Source organism: Jiangella anatolica, assembly GCF_003236295.1.
Classification (GTDB): Bacteria; Actinomycetota; Actinomycetes; order Jiangellales; family Jiangellaceae; genus Jiangella; species Jiangella anatolica.
Genome location: NZ_POTW01000058.1, coordinates 13,046 through 31,753, shown reverse-complemented (window position 1 = coordinate 31,753; position 18,708 = coordinate 13,046). Strand labels below are relative to the sequence as shown.

Sequence of the window (18,708 nt, the reverse complement as noted above, 5' to 3'; positions counted from 1 at the left end):
GGCCTATCGCTCCCTGACGGTGTAGGTCAGGTGCGTCACCCTCGGCGAGGACTCCGAGCGGACCTGCCTCAGGGCCACGCGGCCCGCGTCGACACCGTCGAACAGGCGGACCCCGGAGCCGAACAGTACGGGCGACAGCGCGACCGTGAACTCGTCGACCAGGCCCGCGTTGAGATGCTCCACGATCGTCGCGCCGCCGCCGGCGACACGGACGTCGCGGTCGCCGGCGGCCGAGCGGGCCCGCTCGAGCGCGGCCGGGATGCCGTCATTGACGAAGTGGAAGGTGGTCCCGCCCGGCCGCTCCCATGGGTCGCGCTTCTCGTGCGTCACGACGAACACCGGCGTGTGGAACGGCGCCTCCTCCGGCCACATCCGCTCGCCGGCGTCGAACATCCGCTTGCCCATCACGCTCGCGCCGGTGCGCTCGAACGTCTCGCGGGCGATGTCGTTGTCGCGCCCCTCCTCGCCGCCCTCGCCGAGCCTCAGGTTCTCGCGGGTGAACCGCAGGGGGAAGAGCCACTGGTGCAGCTCCACCCATTGCCGCCCCATCAGGTCCTCCGGGGACTCGGGCGCGATGAACCCGTCCAGCGACATCGACACGCTGAAGAACACCGTGCCGGCCATCAGCCCTCCGCTCTCGTCCGGACGATCTCGGCGACGTAGGCGGCCAGGTTGCTCAGGGTCTGCCGGCCGCCCTCGATCGCGTGATACTTCTCGACCATCTCGTCTCGCAGCTCTCGGGTGGGGAACACCGTGCGCATCTCGATCCGGGTCGCCGTACCGTCGGGCTGGAACGTCAGGACCGACTCGAAGGCGTTCGGGTCGCCGCGCGACTCGCCGTGCAGCAGCGCGATCCGCTCCGGCGGGGCGATCTCGGTCCAGGTGATCCACTCGGGATAGTCGGTGCCGTCGGGGCCGTGCAACACGAAGTCCCACACCCCGCCGACACGGAACTCGAAGGTCCGCGTGGTGGTCGTGAAGCCCTCCGGTCCCCACCACCGCGACAGGTGCCGCACCTCGGTGAACGCCCCGAAGACCAGCTCGCGCGGAGCGTCGATGACCCGGGAGATGACGATCTCCCGGTCAGCGGTCGGGGACTGTGCCGTCGCGCTCATCGGCTACTCCTCCCGCCCGGCCTGCTTCAACTGCTGGACGTAGCTGTCCAGCCGGTCGAAGCTCTCGTTCCAGTACCGCTCGAACCCGCCGGTCCACTCGTGCACCGGCCGCAGCCCGCGGGCGTCGAGGCCGTACAGGCGCTGCTTGCCCGCCTTGCGGTCGCGCACCAGCCCGACCTCGCGGAGCACCCGCAGGTGCTTGGACGCGCCGGGCTGCGTCATCCCGAGCTCCCGGGCCAGGTCGGTGACCGGCCACTCGCCGGCCCGCAGCAGCATCAGGATGTCCCGGCGCTGCGGCTCGGCGATCGCGTTGAACACGTCCGACGTCGTCGCTGCTCGTGCCATAACGCCATCGTATGCCTATATCGGCATGCGTCAAGGGCGTGGGGAGGACGCGTTGTACCCGGCGGGGGAGGTTGGTGGTCTTGCTGCCGTTGGCTTGATGGCTGCGACGTCGGCATTGAGGGGTTGCGACCGTTGGCCGTCCCCCTGGTGCCCATTTTCTTAGCCGGGTCGGCGCGCCTCAAGTCCGGCGGCTCTTGCTGGTTTCTGTTGTGTTGTGGTGGGGGCCGCCGTACTTGACCCGAGTCGTCCCGGCCAAGAACGGGCAGCTATCAGGGGGACGGGGGGAGTGTGGCGACGGCCCGTCGGGGCACGGCGACCCCCGTTGGGGACTTCGGCGTGGTCTGTGGCTCGGGTCCGGGCGGCCCACCAGGCGTTCTCCCGCTCTACCGGGCATGCATGGGTGGTAGAGCGGGAGAACGCCTAGCGAGGTACCGGATGGTTGATGATCATGAGCGTCCACACCCGCCCGCACGCCCGGTACGTCAGGCGAGCTGGGTGAGCCGGCCGGTGTCGACGTCGTAGAGGAAGCCGCCGACGGGGACGGCCGGGGGCAGGAAGGGCCAGGAGCGGACCTTCTGCACGTCGTCGCGGAGGGTGGCCGGCTGGTCGGCGATCAGCTGGAAGTCGAGGCTGCGCACGTCGATGCCGGTGGACTGCTCGATCGCGGCGACGACCTCCTCCGACGTTGCGCTGGCCATCTTGCACTTCGTGTGCGCCACCACCATGATCCGGGTGACGCCGAGCAGGTGTGTCGCCAGCGCCAGCGTGCGCAGCACGTCGGCTGTGACGCGGGCGCCGGCGTTGCGCATGATCTTCGCGTCGCCGGGCTTCAGGCCGAGCATGTCCAGCGGCTCGATGCGCGAGTCCATGCAGGTGACGACGGCCAGCCCGCGCGCGGCGACCGGCTCCAGGCCGGCCAGGGCGAACCGCTCGGCGTAGTCGTCGTTGGCGACCAGGACGTCGGCGAACTCGTCGGACTGCATCGGGTTCCTCTCACCTCGGGACGGGGACATCGGCAACGTATGCGATCGGGGTGGCCGGCGGCTTGCCGCACGACTCGGGCCGGGGCGGGTGCTGCTCCTGTGAGCGGACGGCGACCGTCCAGCTCCGCCCGTCACGGTGCGCGACGACGGCGGACCAGGCGCCGTCGCCGTCCGGGTCGGCGGACGCGACGGTCAGGTCGTCCAGCCCGGAGTCGCCGAGCCGCTGCCGGACCGCGGCCTCGGCGGCCTGGCCGGGCCGGGAGAACGTGCTGCGGCCGCGGTATCCGTCGCCGAGGAAGCCACCGTCGCGGGCGGACTCGACCAGCAGCAGCGCCTGCTTGTCGTCCAGCCGCCCGTACACGACGCCGTGCGGCAGCAGCACCGCCGTCGGCGCGAACCGGTGCCCGCCCAGGTGCGTGGTCTCCCAGACCCGGCCGAGCACGTCGTCGCGCAACCCGGCGACCAGGTCGCGCCCCTTCACCGCGCAGCACAGGTCGCGGCGGCCGTTCGTGCAGACCAGCAGCAGCGGCTCGGTCTCCGGCTGAAGCTCGGGCAGGCTGGACGGCGAACCGGACGCCAGCGCGGCGAAGTCGAGCGAGCGCAGCACCTCAGGCGACGGCAGCCAGCCGCCGAGCAGGAACGTCGCGCCCGGCGTCGTGCCGGCCAGCCAGACCCGGCGCGCCGCCGGATAGTGCGTGTCGGGATGCCGCCGCGGCCGCCGCACCAGCGCGACCCGTCCGCCGTACTCGGCTGCGGCCGCGTCGAGGTCACGCCCGAGCGACGGGTCCAGGTGCGACTGCGTCAGCGCCTTCGCGCCCCACGGTCCGGGCTGCTCGACCACCAGCCACCACGCGGCGACGGGCGCCGTGCCGGCCAGCGGCTCGGCCAGCTCGCGGCCGACGTCCGAGCAGAGCGTCACGACTCCACGGTACGGGCACGGTGCCGCAACAGCAGCACGGCACCCACCGTGGCGGCCGCCGCGCACACGGCCGCGCCGGTGAACGTCGCCTGCAACTGCTCGACGACGGCCTGCCGGACGGCGTCGTCGTACGGGTCGCAGTCGGTGGGGGAGTCCGGGCACAGGACGGCCGGTGACTCGATGCCGGACTGGACGGAGTACAGCCGCCGCAGCCCGATCGCCGTCAGCGCCGACAGCCCGGCCAGCATGCCGACCATCCGGGCGACGACGAGCAGCGCGCTGGCCACGCCATGCGTCTCGCGCGGCGCCGCAGCCAGCAGCGCCGCGTTGACCGGCGCGATCGCCAGCCCGAACCCGAGACCCGCCGCCACCAGCACCGCGTCGTCGCCGATCCCGTCCAGCGAGCCGACGCCCCAGGTCGCCATCACGGCGAGCCCGGCCGCGCCGATCGCCATCCCGGCGCCGGCCAGCAGCGCCGGACCGTACCGGCGCAGCAGCCAGCCGCCGAGCAGCGCGCCGACCGGCAGCGCGACCAGGAACCGCAGCAGCACCAGCGCCGCGTCCAGCTGGTCCGACCCGGGCACGACGGTGCGGGCCAGGATCGGCACGTCGACGACGACCGCCACCAGCGCCGCGCCGACGAACAGGCTGACCACGAGCGCGCCCCAGGCGGCGGTGGCGCGGACGGCGGCCGACGGGACGAGCGGCGCGGCGGCCCGGCGCTGCCGCCAGCCGAACGCCGCCAGCGCGACGGCGGACCCGGCCAGCAGCCACGGCCCGGAGTCCGCCATCAGCTCGACCGCCGGATCGGCGGTGGCGAACGTCAGCACGATCCCGCCGAGCGCGACGCCGAGCAGCAGCGCGCCGGGCAGGTCGGCCGCGCGCAGCACCGACGGGGTGCGGCGCAGCGGCAGCACCGGCCGGCGCGCCGTCAGCTCCCGCGCGACGAACGCGGCGACCAGCGCGAACGCGGCCAGCGCGAGCGGCGTCGTCCACTCCCGGCCGTCCAGCCGGGGCACCAGCAGCTCGCCCCAGCGGACGCTCTGCTCCAGCGACGCGGGCCGGGTCACGGCGACGCCGCCGCAGGCCAGGGCGGCCAGCCCGAGGACCGCGCCGATCGCGTCGAACCGGCCCGGCGGCGGCGCCTCGGCGTCGTCCTCAGGCGACGGCGCGGCCGCGGCCCGCCGCCCCACCGCCGCCCCGGCGAACAGCACCGCGCCCACCACGAAGTTGACCCAGAAGATCGCCCGCCAGTCCGCCACCGCGAGGATCGCCGCGCCGAACAGCGGCCCGAGCACCGAGCCCAGCTCCTGCACCGCGCCGACCAGCCCGAGCGGCACGCCACGGCGCTCCGGCGGCCACAGGTCGGCGACCAGCGCCAGCGTCACCGGGACCAGCGCGCCGCCGCCGGCGCCCTGCAGGAACCGGCCGACGACCGCGCCCGCGACGCCGTCGGCCGACGCCGTCAGCAGCGACCCGGCGGTGAACACCAGCAGCGAGCCGGTCAGCACCGGCAGCCGCCCGGTCACGTCCGAGACGCGCCCGACCAGGGGCAGCACGACGACGTAGCCGAGCAGGAACATCGAGACCAGGGGAGCGGCGCGCTGGAGCTCGTCGACGTCCAGCCCGACGCCGACCATCATGTCCGGCAGCGCCAGGACGATGACGTAGGTGTCCGCGGCGGCCAGCAGGACGCCGATGACCCCGAGGACGAGCGCGGCGCGGCCGGTGCGCTCAGCTCTCCGGAGCACTGATCTCGGCGGGCTCGTCATAGTCGTCGAGGTTCACGGAGTAGGTCTGCTCGTCGCCGCCGTCGTAGAACGGACCGGTCAGCGTGGCCCGGCGCAGGTGGCCGGTCTCGGCGTCCAGCGCCCACACCGCGCGCACCTCGGCGGTCGGGTCGGCGATCGTGAGCACCTCGCCGACCAGCTCGCCCGGCAGCACCGACTCGACCTGGTCGTAGACCTCGCCGTCGACGCGCACCTGCTCGCCGGCGCTGATCTCGGTGCCGGACGTGAGCAGCTGGCTGACGCCGTGGTCGGGGTCGATCAGCAGGCCGGGGTCGCCGAACCCCAGCTCCTGGGCGTCGACCTCCTCGAACCCGCTGGTCAGCGGCAGTTGCGCCCACAGCGTCCCGTCGACGGAGACGACCTCGATGGTGGCCGGCAGGGCGCCTGCGCGGATCCGGATCTCGCCCTCGAACGACGACGGCGGCACCGCGACGCCCTCGCCGCCGACGACGACCGTGCCGTCGTCGGGAAGGTCCTCGCCCTCGAGCGTGAACGTGACGCTGGACGCCTCGTTGAGCAGGTCGGCGGCGGTCTGCAGCTGAGCCTGCGGGTCCTCGGACGGCTCGTTGCCGCCGCCGTCGCCGTCGTCGCTGCACGCGGTCAGGGCCAGTGTGGCGATGACGAGCGCGGCGGGCAGCAGACGTCGGGCGGCGGGACGCATGACGGCAGTCTGCCAGCCTTTGCGCGACCTGTGACCCACGACACCCGGCCTGGACATGGACTGCTCTCCTCACGTTCGGTGCGCGGCCACGATGCGCGCCGGCGGCTGTGATTTCGCTGAGAGTTCCGTCGTAGCGATACGAAACGGTTGCGTATCGCTTCGGATCGGTCTAGCGTCGGTGCCGAATCGATACGGGACGTGTCCGTATCGGAATCGATCAGCAGGGAAGGACCGCCATCGTGGACCAAGCGACGATCCACAACCGGCGATGGAGCATCCTCGGCGTTCTCGTCGTGAGCCTGCTCGTCGTCGTGCTCGACAACACGGTGCTCAACGTCGCGCTCCGCACCATCCAGGACGACCTCTCGGCCACCCAGAGTGAGCTGGAGTGGGCGATCAACTCCTACACGCTCGTCTTCGCCGGGCTGCTGTTCACGTTCGGCCTGCTCGGCGACCGGTTCGGCCGCAGGCGCATGCTCATGCTCGGCCTGCTGCTGTTCGGCATCGCCTCGGCCGTCTCGGCCTACGCGTCGTCGCCGGAGCAGCTGATCGCGGCCCGCGCCTTCATGGGCGTCGGCGCGGCCGCCGTCATGCCGTCGACGCTCGCGATCATCACGCAGGTCTTCGAACCGGAGGAGCGCGGCCGGGCCATCGGCATCTGGGTCGCCTCCGTCGGCATCTCCATCGTGCTCGGGCCGGTGCTCGGCGGCGCGCTGCTGGAGCGGTTCTGGTGGGGCTCGGTGTTCCTCATCAACGTGCCGGTCGTGGTGCTCGGGCTGGCGCTGATCGCGTGGCTGGTGCCCGAGTCGCGCAACCCGTCGCCCGGCCGGCTGGACCCGATCGGCGTGCTGCTGTCCATCGTCGGGCTGACGCTGCTCGTCTACGGCATCATCGAGGGCGGCGAGCGGGCCACCGTCACCGACCCGCTGGTCTGGGGCTCCACGATCGGCGGGGTGGTCGTGCTGGCGTTGTTCGTCGTGTTCGAGCGCCGCTCCACCCACCCCGCGCTGGACGTCGGGCTGTTCCGCAACCCGGTGTTCTCGGCGTCGGTGACGACGATCGGGCTGGTGTTCTTCGCCATGCTCGGCACGTTCTTCTTCATGACGTTCTACCTGCAGATCGTCCGCGGGTACTCGCCCCTGGAGACCGGCCTGATGTTCCTGCCGTTCGCCATCGCGCAGACGGTGTTCTCGACGTTCTCGTCGACGGCGGTGCAGCGGTGGGGCATCCGGGCGGTGACGGCGACGGGGTTGTCGCTGGTCGCGGTCAGCCTGGTCGCGATGGGGTTCATCGACGAGACGACGCCGCTGTGGTTCCTGCTGGCCGCGTTCTTCGTCCAGGGCGCCGGCATCGCCAACGTCATGCCGCCGGCCACGACCGCCGTCATGGCCGCCGTCCCGCGCGAGAAGGCCGGCGTCGGCTCAGCCGTCAACAACACGATGCGCCAGGTCGGCGGCGCCCTCGGGGTCGCCGTGCTGGGTGCGGTGCTGTCGGCGCGGTACCGGTCCGGGGTGGAGGACGCGGTCAGCGTGCTGCCCGAGGGGGTCAGGCACGCCGCTGCCGAGTCGATCGGCACCACGATGCAGGCGGCCGAGCGGGCCGGCGTCGTCGCGCAGGTGCGCGGCCCGGCGTTCGACGCCTTCATCGGCGGCGTGCACTGGGTAGCCTTCTTGGGAGCCGCGGTGGCGGCGCTGAGCGTGGTCGTCGTCGGGGTGTTCCTGCCCGGCCGGTCGGCCGCGTCCGCGCCGGCGCCAACGGAGGCGCCGGAGCCGGAGACAGCGAGGACGTGACCTGACATGACGGAGATCGCGCAGGCGGAGCGGCGCGGCGGGCGGCCGCGCAGCGAGGACGCCGACCGGGCGATCATCGAGGCGACCCTCGACCTGCTCGCGCGGTCCGGCATCGCCGGCACCACCATCGAGGGCATCGCGGCCCAGGCCGGCGTCGGCAAGACCACCATCTACCGGCGGTGGAAGGGCCTGGAGAGCCTGATCTGCGACGCTGTCGCCGAGCTCAAGGGCCCGCTGCCGACGCTGCCCGGCACCTCCATCCGCGACGATCTCCTGGTGCTGGTGGAGGCGGCGGCCCGCGGCCGCGAGTCGGCGCGCAACCGCAAGGTGTACGCCTGCTTCATCGGCGAGATGACCCGCTACCCGGCGCTGGACGCCCAGTACCGGGAGTCGGTCATCGCGCCGCGGCGCGCGCTGACGCGGGCCGCGTTGGAGCGCGCCGTCGAGCGGGGCGAGCTGCGCGACGATCTCGACCTGGAGGTCGTGGCCGAGATCGTCACCGCGCCGACGCTGCACTGGATGCTGCACAACCCCGAGCGCAACCCGACCCGCGAGCTGCTCGAGCAGTTCCTCGACGGCGTGTTGAACGGGGTTGCGCGGGGGTAGAGGTTCTCCAGTTCCTCGGCCCTCTGCGCCCTCGTTCTCACAGCATCAGGGGGCGAGGAAAGAGTGGCCCAGGCTTTGGGGTCCGCTGTCTGGTTGCTGTCCGCCGGCCTCTCACGGTCGCACTCTTTGGCGACCGACTCCGCTGTGGGTTGCCGTCCGCTTGCCGCCACCCGCTCCATGATCATCGGCGATCGACCACGCCATGGTGTGGTGGATCGCCGATGATCACGGGGGCGCGGCCAGAGGCGGCCAGCGGAGCCCAAGTACAGCGAAGGTAGGAGCCTGGGCGCCTCCCGCGCCCCCGACAATGGAAAGCAACAGGGGGCCGGCACAACTCGGCTACTCCAACGTCAACTGCTCCCCATCGCCGACTGGCTCCTCCGGGTCGGACGCACCAACCGATTCACCGGCAGCCAGCGGGCCGGCGACGGCCGCGATCGGCTGCGCCACCGCGATGCCCGACCCGTCGCGCCGGCCGGTCGCCGGCGGCAGCTCGATCGGCACGCCGCTCGCGGCGGCCGCGCGGGCCGGCGCCACGCCGGCCCAGGCCAGCAGCAGGGTGTCCTCGCCCTTGAGGAACCGGTGGCAGCGCACACCGCCGGTCGCGCGGCCCTTGGCCGGGTACTCCGAGTACGGCGTCACCTTGACCGCGCCCGGCTGCGTGCCCGGCAGCGCCGTCGACGAGCCGGAGACCGTGACGACGGCGCCGTCGCGGGTGGCGTCGACGAGGCCGAAGAACGTGACCTTCGCACCGGAGGAGAGCTTGATCCCGGCGATGCCCCCGCCCGACCGGCCCTGCGGCCGGACCGCCGACGCGGGGAAGCGCAGCAGCTGGGCGTCGGAGCTGATGAAGACGAGGTCCTCGTCGCCGGTGCGCAGCTCGACGGCGCCGACGACGCGGTCGCCGTCGTCGAGCCGGATGACGTCGTAGGCGTCCTTGCCCGGGTGGTCCGGGACCACGCGTTTGACGACGCCGCGCTCCGTCCCCAGCGCCAGGCCGGGGGAGTCGGGCGAGAACGTCGTCAGGGCCAGCGCCCGCTCACCGGGATCGAGCTCGATGAACTCCTTCAACGCCGCGCCACCGGCCAGCGTCAGCGCGGCCGTCGGCGGCAACGCCGGCAGGTCCAGCACCGACAGCCGCAGCACCCGGCCGGCCGACGTGACGACGCCGATCTGGCCGCGCGCCGTCGACGCGGCGACGGACACGATGACGTCGTGCTTGGACCGCTTGTCGCCGTAGACGAGCGGCTCCTCGCCGGCCGTGCGGGCCAGCAGCCCCGACGACGACAGCAGCACCTGGCACGGGTCGTCGGCGATCTCCAGCGAAGCGGCGCCGGCCCGGGTGGTGACGGCGCCGGACTCCTCCAGCAGGACGGTGCGCCGCGGCGTCGCGTGCGCGGCGGCGATCTCGGCCAGCTCGTCGGAGACCGCCTGGCGCAGCAGGCCCTCGTTCTCCAGCAGCGCCGTCAGCTCGGCGATGGTGCGGCGCAGCTCCTCGCCCTCCTTCTCCAGCTCCAGCCGGTCGTAGCGGGTGAGCCGGCGCAGCGGGGTGTCGAGGATGTAGCGGGCCTGGATGTCGGACAGGTCGAAGACGGCCATCAGCCGCTCGCGCGCGGCGCTGGCGTCGTCGGACGAGCGGATCACGGCGATGACCTCGTCGATGTCGAGCAGCGCGATCATCAGGCCGTCGACGAGATGCAGCCGGTCAGCGGCCTTCGTCCGGCGGAACTCACTGCGCCGCCGGACCACGTCGAGCCGGTGCGCGATGAAGACCTCGAGCAGCTCCTTGAGGCCGAGCGTGCGCGGCTGGCCGTCGACCAGTGCGACGTTGTTGATGGAGAAGGAGTCCTCCAGCGGGGTGAGGCGGTACAGCTCCTCCAGCACCGCCTCCGGCACGAACCCGCTCTTCAGCTCGATGACCAGGCGCAACGTCGTGTTGCGGTCGGTGTAGTCGACGACGTCGGCCACACCCTGCAGCTTCTTGTTGCGGACCAGCTCGACGATCCGCTCGCGGACCCGCTCCGGGCCGACCATGTACGGCAGCTCGGTGATGACGATGCCCTTGCGGCGGGCGGTGATGTTCTCGACCCGGGCGGTCGCGCGGGTCTTGAACGCGCCGCGGCCGGTCTCGTACGCCTCGCGGATCCCGTCCAGCCCGATGATCCGGCCGCCGCTGGGCAGGTCCGGCCCGGGCACGAACCGCATGAGGTCGTCCAGACTCGCGCCGGGGTTCGTCAGCAGGTGCCGGGTCGCGTCGATGACCTCGCCGAGGTTGTGCGGCGCCATGTTCGTCGCCATGCCGACGGCGATCCCGGTGGCGCCGTTGACCAGCAGGTTCGGGAACGCCGCCGGCAGCACCTCGGGCTGCTCGAACTGCCCGTCGTAGTTCGGCACCATGTCGACGACGTTCTCGTCGAGGGAGCGGACCAGCAGCATCGCCGGCTCGCTCATGCGGCACTCGGTGTACCGGTACGCGGCCGGCCCGGCGTCCAGCGAGCCGAAGTTCCCGTGCCCGTCGACCAGCGGCACCCGCATCGCCCACGGCTGCGCCATCCGCACCAGCGTGTCGTAGATGGCGGTGTCGCCGTGTGGGTGCAGCTTGCCCATCACGTCGCCGACGACGCGGCCGCACTTCACGTGCGGGCGGTCGGGGCGCAGGCCCATCTCGTTCATCTGGAACAGGATCCGGCGCTGCACCGGCTTCAGCCCGTCACGGGCGTCCGGGATCGCGCGGGAGTAGATGACCGAGTAGGCGTACTCGAGGAAGCTGCCCCGCATCTCCTCCGAGACGTCGACGTCGAGAATGACCTCTTCGAAGTCCTCGGGCGGGGGTGTCGTGGTCCGGCGTGCCATGCCGACCATTGTCACCCTGCCGGGGTCCTCCACCGTGCAACGACCCGCAGGACGGACAGGCGCTACTCAGCGTCCTGTGCCTCGATCAGGTCGAGGTCGCGGACGCAGAAGCGGTGGTGCTCGAAGGTCTCGTTGAGCACCGTGCCGAGGCACTGCCGCACCGAGCGGCCCCGGGCGTACGGCGGCCAGACGTCGTCGTCGGGCACTGGCGCTCGCGCCGCGAGCTGCTCGACGGTGACGTCGTCGAGCCAGGCCTCGAGCTCGGCGGCCTGTGCCTCACGCACGCTCACGATCTCGTCGAGGGGCGGATCGAGCGCGGGGTCGAGCCCGTGCGCCCCGCGGTAGGGCTCGACAGTCGTGCCGATGCCCATCGGCGTGAACAGCTCCGTCGAGCCCAGGCAGCAGCGGCGGAACCACGAGTCGTGGACGAAGACCAAGTGGCGCATCGTCTGCGCCGCCGACCACTCGTCGTTCACGCTGCGGCGCTCGATGCCGGGCGTAGCGCGGATTCGCTCGATCGTGGCGGCCCAGGCGGCATGGAGCTGACGCGATGCCTCGCGCAGATCGGCAGGGTCCTCGGAGCGGATCAGCACCCGCACCGGATGACGCCGGTCGAGCTCTGCCTCGACATACCCGGTGACCTCGACACCGTTCACCACGAGGTTCGTGACGAGCCCGTCGATCACGGCATCCTGCATGACGACGCCGATCAGGCGTGCCCCGGTCAGATCGCACTCGCGGAACTCCGCACCGCGCAGATCCTCGTCGACGTAACGTGTCATGCTCCGCATCCTAGGAGGAGAGCTCCAGCGACAGCGCGAAGATCGCCGCCACGGCGGGGACGACGACGAGGGCGCCGGCGAGGACGGGGTAGCGCTCGAGCAGCGGCACGGCGTGCGGGTAGCGGCGGGCCAGCGCGCGGGCCGATGGGAGCCGGCCGAGCTTGCGGGTCTCGACGCCGAGGGTGGCGATGAGGCGGCGCATGTCGTCCTCGACCCAGCGGCTGCCCTTCATCCGGGCGATCCGCCGGCCGCCGCCGTCGAGCACATAGAGGTGCGCCATGCTGCGGCTGTTCTTGTGGGTGCGGGGGAGCGCGACGGTGATGACGGACGCGACGGCGCTGCGTGGCACGCGGCGGGTGCGCAGCAGGCCGGTGACGGCGACCTCGTCGGCCGTGACGGCGATCGCGGCCCGCCGGAACCACGTCGGCACGACCGCCGACGCCAGCACGATGACGCTCAGCGACACGATCGCGCCGAACCCGCCGCCGCGGAACAGCAGCGCCGCCAGCAGGACGACGATCGGCAGCAGCGACCACTTGACGGTGCCCAGGTAGCGGCGAAGCGACGGCCGCAGCTCGAGCGCGGCTGCGGGCAGGGGACCGGGCACGGCCAGCATCATAGGCGTGGACGGCGTCAGTCCGACAGGGCCGCGATCACCGTGCCGAGGACGAGCGCGAGGACGGCGAAGCCCAGGGCGCAGAGCAGGATGAAGGCCAGCATGTGCCGCTCGATCCAGCTGCTGGCGCCCGGCTGCTCACGGGCGAACTGCGCGGCAGTGACCGGGCCGTCCGACCCGGCGACCGGCAGTTCGAGGTGGTCCATCAGCCGGTCGACGTCGGCGGGGGAGTAGAGGGCGGCGTTGATGCGCAGCAGGGCCCGCCGGCCGGGATCGAGGACGACGATGGTCTCGGAGGGCGCGGCCATCGGCTGGACCACGGTGGCCCGGATCGCCGAGGCGGCGTCGGCACGGTCGCGGCGGCGGTGGAACCACAGGCCGCGCACCGAGATCTCGGCCGGGGTGACGACGATGCGCGAGCGCCACAGGTAGACGGCGACGGCGAGCGCCAGTAGCGCGGCGAGGCCGATGCCGGTGACCAGTGCCGGCCGGCCGCCGGCCATGACGCCGCCGATGACGAGCACGACGGAGATGACGGCGGCGATCGTGAGGACCTGCCGGCGCGGGCCGGAGGCCGGTCGCAGGACGAGGACGTCGGTTTCGGGCACGGCCCCCGACCCTACGCGACGGCCGCCGCGACGATCACCGCGATGACGATCGCCAGCACGACCACCCCGCCCGCGACGGCGAACGCGAACCGGTACGGGTGCCGCTCGATCCACGGCACGATGCCGGGATATCGCCGCTCCAGCTCGGCCGCGGTCACGGGCCGGTCCGCCGTCATGGCCGGCAGCCCGAGGTGGTCGACCAGGCGGTCGAGGTCTGCCCTGGGGTAGTTGACGCCCTGGATGCGCAGCAGCGGTTTCTCGTCGCGGTCCAGGACGAAGATCGAGTCGTTCAGCGGCGCACGGGGCGCGACGATCATGGCGCGGACGACGGACGCCGCTTGGGCGCGGTCGGCGCGGCGATGGGTGAGGAAGCCGCGCACGGCGATCTCCGACGGCGTGACGACGATGCGCGAGCGCAGCAGGACGCCGGCGACCGGCACGACGACCAGGGACGCGATGCCCAGGCCGATCAGCACTCCGAACCGGCCGGCCGAGGCGCCGGCGACCACGCACAACACGACGAAGACGACGACGGGGACCAACGCGAGGGGACGGTGCCGAACGGACGGGCGCAGGACGAACTGCGTCATGGCCCAGCAGGTTAGGGCACCGACTCGGGCGCGCCGATGGTGGCCCGGGCGGCCGGCAGCGCGACGACGAACCGGGCGCCCGGCGCGGCGTCCTCGACGGTCACCGTGCCGCCGTGCGCGACGACGATCTCGCGGGCGATCGCCAGCCCCAGCCCGGAGCCGCCGGCGTCGCGGTCGCGGGCGTCGTCGAGGCGGGTGAACCGCTCGAAGATCCGCTCCCGGTCGGCCGGCCGGACGCCGGCGCCGTCGTCGGCCACCGTCACCCAGGCGCGGCCGCCGCCGGTCGTCACCACGACCTCCACCCGCGACGACGCGTGCCGGACGGCGTTGTCGAGCAGGTTGCGCAGCACCCGGGAGAGCGAGTCGCGATGGCCGCGGGTGAAGACGTCGTCGCCGGCGTCGACCCGCACCGCCACCGCGCCATCGGGCACCCCCTCGGCCACCTCGATGGCCAGCTCGCCGAGGTCGACCAGCTCGTCGCGGCGTACCGGCCGCGGGTTGTCCAGGTGCGCGAGCACCAGCAGGTCGTCGACCAGCCGGGCCATCCGCTGAACCTCGACCAGCGCCTCGCGGGCGGTGTCGTGCGGGTCGACGGCGTCCGGGTGCGCCAGCGCGACCTCCAGCTCGGTCCGCAGCGCCGCGATCGGGCTGCGCAGCTCGTGCGCGGCGTCGGCGACGAACGCGCGCTGCCGGGCCGCCGCCGCGTCCAGCCGGCCGAGCATGTCGTTGAGCGTGACGGCGAGCCGGCTGAGCTCGTCGCCGCCGGCCGGGACCGGCAGCCGGTGCCCGCCACCGGCGCCGGTGATCTCCTCGGCGCCCCCGCGCAGCCGGTCGACGGGGCGCAGCGCCCGCAGGATGACCAGCCAGCTCAGCCCGGCCAGTGCGATCGTGACGACGAGCCCGCCGCCGAACACGCCGATCGTCGCGAACCGGACGCTGCGCTGCTGCTCCTCCAGCGAGACGGCGACGATGACGGTGCGCGGCTCACCCGCCGTCTGGGTGGCGACGCCCACGACGCGCAGCGGCTCCGGCTGCCCGAGCCGGGTGCCGTCGAGGTCGATCGCCCCGCCGGCCTGGATCGCCTCCAGGTCGGCGCCCGCGACGACGGCCGTGAGCCGGTCGCCGCCGGGCGTCGAGGCCAGCACGCGGCCCTCGGCATCGATGACCTGGGCGACGACGGCGCCGAAGCCGGGCAGCGGGTTGGGTATCCGGTCGGACTCGACCAGTGTCGCGATGTCTTCGCCCTGCCGTCGCGCGGTCTCGTCCAGCGCGCTCAGCAGCGCCCGGTCCAGCGCGATGATCAGCAGCACGCCGCCGACGGCCAGCCCGACCGCCGCCATCGCGGTGGCCGCGAGGGTGAGCCGGGCGCGCAGGCTCATCCGGCCGAGCACGGCCATGTCAGCCGCCGTCGCCGCTGAGCCGGTAGCCGGCGCCGCGCACCGTCTGCACCGCGGCCCGGCCGAACGGCGTGTCGATCTTGCGCCGCAGGTAGCCGACGTACACCTCGACGACATTCGGGTCGCCGTCGTAGTGGGCGTCCCAGACGTGCTCGAGGATGTCGCGCTTGGACACGACCTCGTCGGTGCGGCGCATGAGGAACTCGAGCACCCCGAACTCGCGCGGCGTCAGGGTGACCTCCTCGCCGCCGCGGCGCACGGTCCGGGCGCCCGGGTCCAGCTCGAGGTCGCCGGCGGTGAGGACGGCCGGCCGGGCCGGCGCGCCGCGGCGCAGCAGCGCCCGCAGCCGGGCCACCAGCACGACGTAGGAGAATGGCTTGGTGAGGTAGTCGTCGGCGCCGACGTCGAGCCCGTCGGCCTGGTCGTACTCGCCGTCCTTCGCCGACAGCATGAGAATCGGCACCCAGTTGCCCTCGGCCCGCAGCGTCCGGCAGATGCGGTAGCCCGACAGCGACGGGAGCATGATGTCGAGCACGATGACGTCGTAGCTGTGCTCGCGGGCCAGGTGCAGGCCGTCGAGGCCGTCGTGGGCCAGCTCGACGGAGAAGCCCTCGGCCGACAGGCCGCGGTGCAGCGCGCGGGCCAGCCCGCGCTCGTCCTCGACCACCAGCACCCGCATGCCGTCAAGCATGCCCTGCCGGCTTGGGGCCGTGGCGGCGGCTCTCAGGGATCTCACAGCGACGACTTGGCACTCTGGTTCTCATCGGGACGACCCCCGAAGCACCGAAACGCACCGAAGCACGTCAGGAGCAGACATGCCGAACTCCCTTCTCAGCACTCCGGCCCGGCGGTGGGCGACCGGGGCGACGGTCGCGACCGTGGTCGTCGGCGCGGCCGTGGCCGGCCCGCTGATCGCCGGCGCCGACTCCGACCTGCCCGATCGCACCGCCGCCGAGCTGCTGATCGGCCTCGCCGGCCTCGAGGTGCAGCCGTTCGCCGGCACCGTCGTCCAGTCCGCCGACGTCGGCCTCCCCGACGTCACCGGCGGCGACGCCACCTCGCTGCCGACGGCCATGCTGTCGCTGCTCAACGGGTCGTCGACGGCACGCATCTGGTACACCGACGGCGACACCTACCGGGTCGCGCTGCAGAGCGACCAGGCCGAGTCCGACCTGCTGCGCGACGGCCAGGACACCTGGTTCTGGAGCAGCGAGAGCGCGTCCGCGTCGCACCTGGTCCTCCCCGAGGACACCGAGGACGACGCCGGCAAGGGCCCGTTCGGCGGCGAGAACCCGTTCGGCGGCGGCGAGGGCATGCCGGAGGACCTGCCCACCGACATCCCGACCGCGGCCGCGTCGCTCGCGCTGGCGATGATCGAGCCGTCCACCCAGGTCGACGTCGATGGGACGGCCACCGTGGCCGGCCGCTCGGCCTACGAGCTGGTGCTGCGGCCGAAGGACGAGCAGTCGCTGATCGGCTCGATCCGGCTGGCCGTCGACGGCGAGACGTCGATGCCGCTGCGCGTGCAGATCGTCGCCAAGGACGCCACCGAGCCGTCCTTCGAGGTCGGCTTCACCTCCATCTCCTTCGACGAGCCCGACGCGTCGACCTACGAGTTCACCCCGCCGCCCGGCACCACCGTCGAGGAGATCCAGCCCGGCGACCTCGAGGACGCGAAGGCGCACCCCGGCGCCGACGTCGCGATGGGCGACGCCGACGTGGACGTGATCGGCTCCGGCTGGAGCAGCGTCGTCCTCGCCCGCGACGTGAACCTCGACGAGCTCACCGCCGGCCTCGAGGGCGGTGCCGCGGCCATGGCCGACGCGTTCATCGCCGAACTCGAGGACGTGAGCGGGCCGTACGGCACCGGCCGCGCCCTGAGCAGCGACCTCTTCACCGTCCTCCTCCTCGACGACGGCCGGCTGCTGGCCGGCGCCGTCCCGCTGGAGGTCCTCGAGGAGGCCGCGCAGGACCCGGCCGCGGCGTTGTAGCCGGCAGACCACACGGGCGGGAACAGAGGCCGCCGCGGGACTCGCGATCCCGCGGCGGCCTTTCCGCGCGTCCGCGCGCAGTGCAGACGTTGCCGACGACGGGGTGATCTCCTCGGCACTTCGTGCCCATGCCCCGGAAACGTCTGATGCCTAAGTTGCCTCCAACGTGTCCGCAAGGGTGACGTGCGTCACCCGCCCGCGTGAGGAGGCCCCGTGGCGCTGCGCTGGAAGGTGGTCTACGACGGCAGGACGCCGCCGCCGGGGGCGGTGGTGAGGCCGGACGAACGATTGTCGTGGGGCCGGACGATCGGCCTCGGCGCGCAGCACGTCGTCGCGATGTTCGGTGCGACGTTCGTGTTCCCGATCATCATGGGCCTGAACCCGCAGCTCGCGATCATGATGAGCGGGGTCGCGACGATCTGCTTCCTGCTCATCGTCAAGGGGGCGGTGCCGAGCTACCTCGGCACCAGCGCCTCGTTCGTCGGCGGTGTCGTCGCGATCCGGGCGCAGGAGGGCGACTCGGTGGACGTCACCGGGGCGATCCTGGTGGCAGGTGTAGTGCTGGCGGCGGCCGGTGTCCTGATTCACTACCTGGGCGCCGGTGTGCTGCACAAGGTGCTGCCACCGGTCGTCACCGGCGCGGTCGTCATGCTGATCGGCTTCAACCTGGCGCCGGTGGTCGCGACGGTGTACTGGCCGCAGGACCAGTGGATCGCGTTGATCGTGATGACGGCCGTCATTCTCATGGCGGTCGGGCTGCGCGGGTTCTTCGGCCGGATCGCGATCTTCGTCGGGCTGGTGTTCGGCTACGCGTTGTCATGGGTGTTCGACCGGATCTTCGGTCAGATCACCTCGCCCGATGGCACCGGCGAGATCGTCACCCGCGACCGGGTGAACTTCGACGGCGTCCGCGAGGCCGACTGGCTGGGTTTCCCCGACGAGACCGTGGTCAGCAACGGCGTCGAGATCCCCGGCTGGCATCTGCCCAGCTTCAGCATCACCTTCATCCTGCTGGTGCTGCCGGCCGTCATCGCGTTGATCGCCGAGAACGCCGGTCACGTCAAGGCGGTCGCGGAGATGACCGGCAAGGACCTCGACCCGGTGATGGGCAAGGCGATCGCCGCGGACGGCGTCGGCACGGTCATCGCGACGTCGGTGGGCGGCTCGCCGACGACGACGTACGCGGAGAACATCGGCGTGATGGCGGCGACCCGGGTGTACTCGACGGCGGCGTACTACGTGGCCGCGCTGGTGGCGATCCTGTTCGGGTTCTCGCCGAAGTTCGGCGCGCTGATCGCGGCGACGCCGGGCGGGGTGCTCGGAGGCATCACCGTCGTGCTGTACGGGATGATCGGCCTGCTCGGCGCCCGGATCTGGATCGAGAACAGGGTCGACTTCTCCAACCCCATCAACCTGGTGCCGGTGTCGGCCGGCATCATCATCGCGATCGGCGACACGTCGCTGGAGATCACCGACGACTTCGTGCTGTCCGGCATCGCGCTCGGCACCATCGTCACGATCGCCGCGTACCACCTGGCCAGGGCCGTCGCCCCGCCGCACCTGCGCGACGGCGGCGCCGTCCTGACGGTCGGGCCGCCGGGTGTGCACGAGGTCGACGACGAGCCGCCGGGCGAAACGGCGCGCGGCGAGAGAGGATGATGC

Annotated in this window: 18 protein-coding genes; 4 read left to right on the top strand and 14 right to left on the bottom strand. The window is 72.7% G+C overall.

Annotated features, from left to right (window positions below):
• Nucleotides 1-3 precede the first annotated feature (3 nt).
• From C1I92_RS21190 to C1I92_RS21160, 7 genes are all read right to left on the bottom strand, one after another.
• Nucleotides 4-624: a dihydrofolate reductase family protein gene (locus C1I92_RS21190; protein WP_111256639.1), complete on the bottom strand. Its 621-nt coding sequence runs from the start codon at nt 622-624 to the stop codon at nt 4-6.
• Nucleotides 624-1,115 carry an SRPBCC domain-containing protein gene (locus tag C1I92_RS21185; protein ID WP_111256638.1) on the bottom strand — a complete coding sequence of 164 codons (492 nt, stop codon included), beginning with the start codon at nt 1,113-1,115 and terminating at the stop codon, nt 624-626. Before C1I92_RS21185 ends, C1I92_RS21190 begins: the two co-directional genes overlap by 1 nt.
• 3 nt (nt 1,116-1,118) lie before the next feature.
• The gene (locus tag C1I92_RS21180) at nt 1,119-1,460 is read right to left on the bottom strand and encodes an ArsR/SmtB family transcription factor (protein WP_111256637.1); all 342 of its coding nucleotides are present in this window, start codon (nt 1,458-1,460) and stop codon (nt 1,119-1,121) included.
• A 482-nt stretch (nt 1,461-1,942) separates the two neighbouring features.
• Nucleotides 1,943-2,443 (bottom strand): beta-class carbonic anhydrase, encoded by a 501-nt coding sequence (locus C1I92_RS21175; RefSeq protein ID WP_199521447.1) that lies wholly within the window; start codon nt 2,441-2,443, stop codon nt 1,943-1,945.
• Between the two features lie 10 nt (nt 2,444-2,453).
• Nucleotides 2,454-3,362: a ferredoxin family protein gene (locus C1I92_RS21170; RefSeq protein ID WP_111256635.1), complete on the bottom strand. Its 909-nt coding sequence runs from the start codon at nt 3,360-3,362 to the stop codon at nt 2,454-2,456.
• Nucleotides 3,359-5,113 (bottom strand): MFS transporter, encoded by a 1,755-nt coding sequence (locus C1I92_RS21165; RefSeq protein ID WP_199521446.1) that lies wholly within the window; start codon nt 5,111-5,113, stop codon nt 3,359-3,361. Before C1I92_RS21165 ends, C1I92_RS21170 begins: the two co-directional genes overlap by 4 nt.
• Nucleotides 5,097-5,813: an LppX_LprAFG lipoprotein gene (locus C1I92_RS21160; protein WP_158564222.1), complete on the bottom strand. Its 717-nt coding sequence runs from the start codon at nt 5,811-5,813 to the stop codon at nt 5,097-5,099. The genes C1I92_RS21165 and C1I92_RS21160 overlap by 17 nt, the downstream gene beginning before the upstream one ends.
• A gap of 239 nt (nt 5,814-6,052) precedes the next feature.
• On the opposite strand from C1I92_RS21160, the gene C1I92_RS21155 reads away from it, so the two are divergent.
• A complete protein-coding gene (locus C1I92_RS21155) occupies nt 6,053-7,603 on the top strand; it encodes an MFS transporter (protein ID WP_233507137.1) in 1,551 nt (516 codons plus the stop codon).
• Between the two features lie 6 nt (nt 7,604-7,609).
• Complete coding sequence (locus C1I92_RS21150) at nt 7,610-8,209, top strand: TetR/AcrR family transcriptional regulator (protein ID WP_111256632.1); 600 nt, start codon at nt 7,610-7,612, stop codon at nt 8,207-8,209.
• Between the two features lie 339 nt (nt 8,210-8,548).
• On the opposite strand, the gene C1I92_RS21145 is transcribed toward C1I92_RS21150, so the two are convergent.
• The 7 genes from C1I92_RS21145 to C1I92_RS21115 all read right to left on the bottom strand — a co-directional run bounded on the left by C1I92_RS21145 (nt 8,549) and on the right by C1I92_RS21115 (nt 15,734).
• The gene (locus C1I92_RS21145) at nt 8,549-11,062 is read right to left on the bottom strand and encodes a DNA gyrase/topoisomerase IV subunit A (protein ID WP_111256650.1); all 2,514 of its coding nucleotides are present in this window, start codon (nt 11,060-11,062) and stop codon (nt 8,549-8,551) included.
• Nucleotides 11,063-11,124: 62 nt separating this feature from the next.
• Nucleotides 11,125-11,853, bottom strand: coding sequence for a DinB family protein (locus tag C1I92_RS21140; RefSeq protein ID WP_111256631.1), 729 nt, complete (start codon nt 11,851-11,853; stop codon nt 11,125-11,127).
• A 1-nt stretch (nt 11,854) separates the two neighbouring features.
• A complete protein-coding gene (locus C1I92_RS21135) occupies nt 11,855-12,451 on the bottom strand; it encodes a hypothetical protein (RefSeq protein WP_146605222.1) in 597 nt (198 codons plus the stop codon).
• A gap of 26 nt (nt 12,452-12,477) precedes the next feature.
• Entirely contained in the window at nt 12,478-13,068 is a 591-nt protein-coding gene (locus C1I92_RS21130) for a hypothetical protein (RefSeq protein WP_111256629.1), read from the bottom strand.
• A gap of 11 nt (nt 13,069-13,079) precedes the next feature.
• Nucleotides 13,080-13,658, bottom strand: a complete 579-nt coding sequence (locus C1I92_RS21125) for a hypothetical protein (RefSeq protein ID WP_111256628.1) — start codon at nt 13,656-13,658, stop codon at nt 13,080-13,082.
• Between the two features lie 11 nt (nt 13,659-13,669).
• Nucleotides 13,670-15,055 (bottom strand): sensor histidine kinase, encoded by a 1,386-nt coding sequence (locus tag C1I92_RS21120; protein WP_111256627.1) that lies wholly within the window; start codon nt 15,053-15,055, stop codon nt 13,670-13,672.
• A gap of 1 nt (nt 15,056) precedes the next feature.
• Complete coding sequence (locus tag C1I92_RS21115; protein WP_111256626.1) at nt 15,057-15,734, bottom strand: response regulator transcription factor; 678 nt, start codon at nt 15,732-15,734, stop codon at nt 15,057-15,059.
• A 136-nt stretch (nt 15,735-15,870) separates the two neighbouring features.
• Here C1I92_RS21115 and C1I92_RS21110 point away from each other — a divergent pair, with 136 nt between their 5' ends.
• Both C1I92_RS21110 and C1I92_RS21105 read left to right on the top strand, forming a co-directional pair.
• Nucleotides 15,871-17,046 carry a LolA family protein gene (locus C1I92_RS21110; RefSeq protein ID WP_111256625.1) on the top strand — a complete coding sequence of 392 codons (1,176 nt, stop codon included), beginning with the start codon at nt 15,871-15,873 and terminating at the stop codon, nt 17,044-17,046.
• A 213-nt stretch (nt 17,047-17,259) separates the two neighbouring features.
• Nucleotides 17,260-18,705: a uracil-xanthine permease family protein gene (locus C1I92_RS21105; protein ID WP_111256624.1), complete on the top strand. Its 1,446-nt coding sequence runs from the start codon at nt 17,260-17,262 to the stop codon at nt 18,703-18,705.
• Nucleotides 18,706-18,708: the final 3 nt, after the last annotated feature.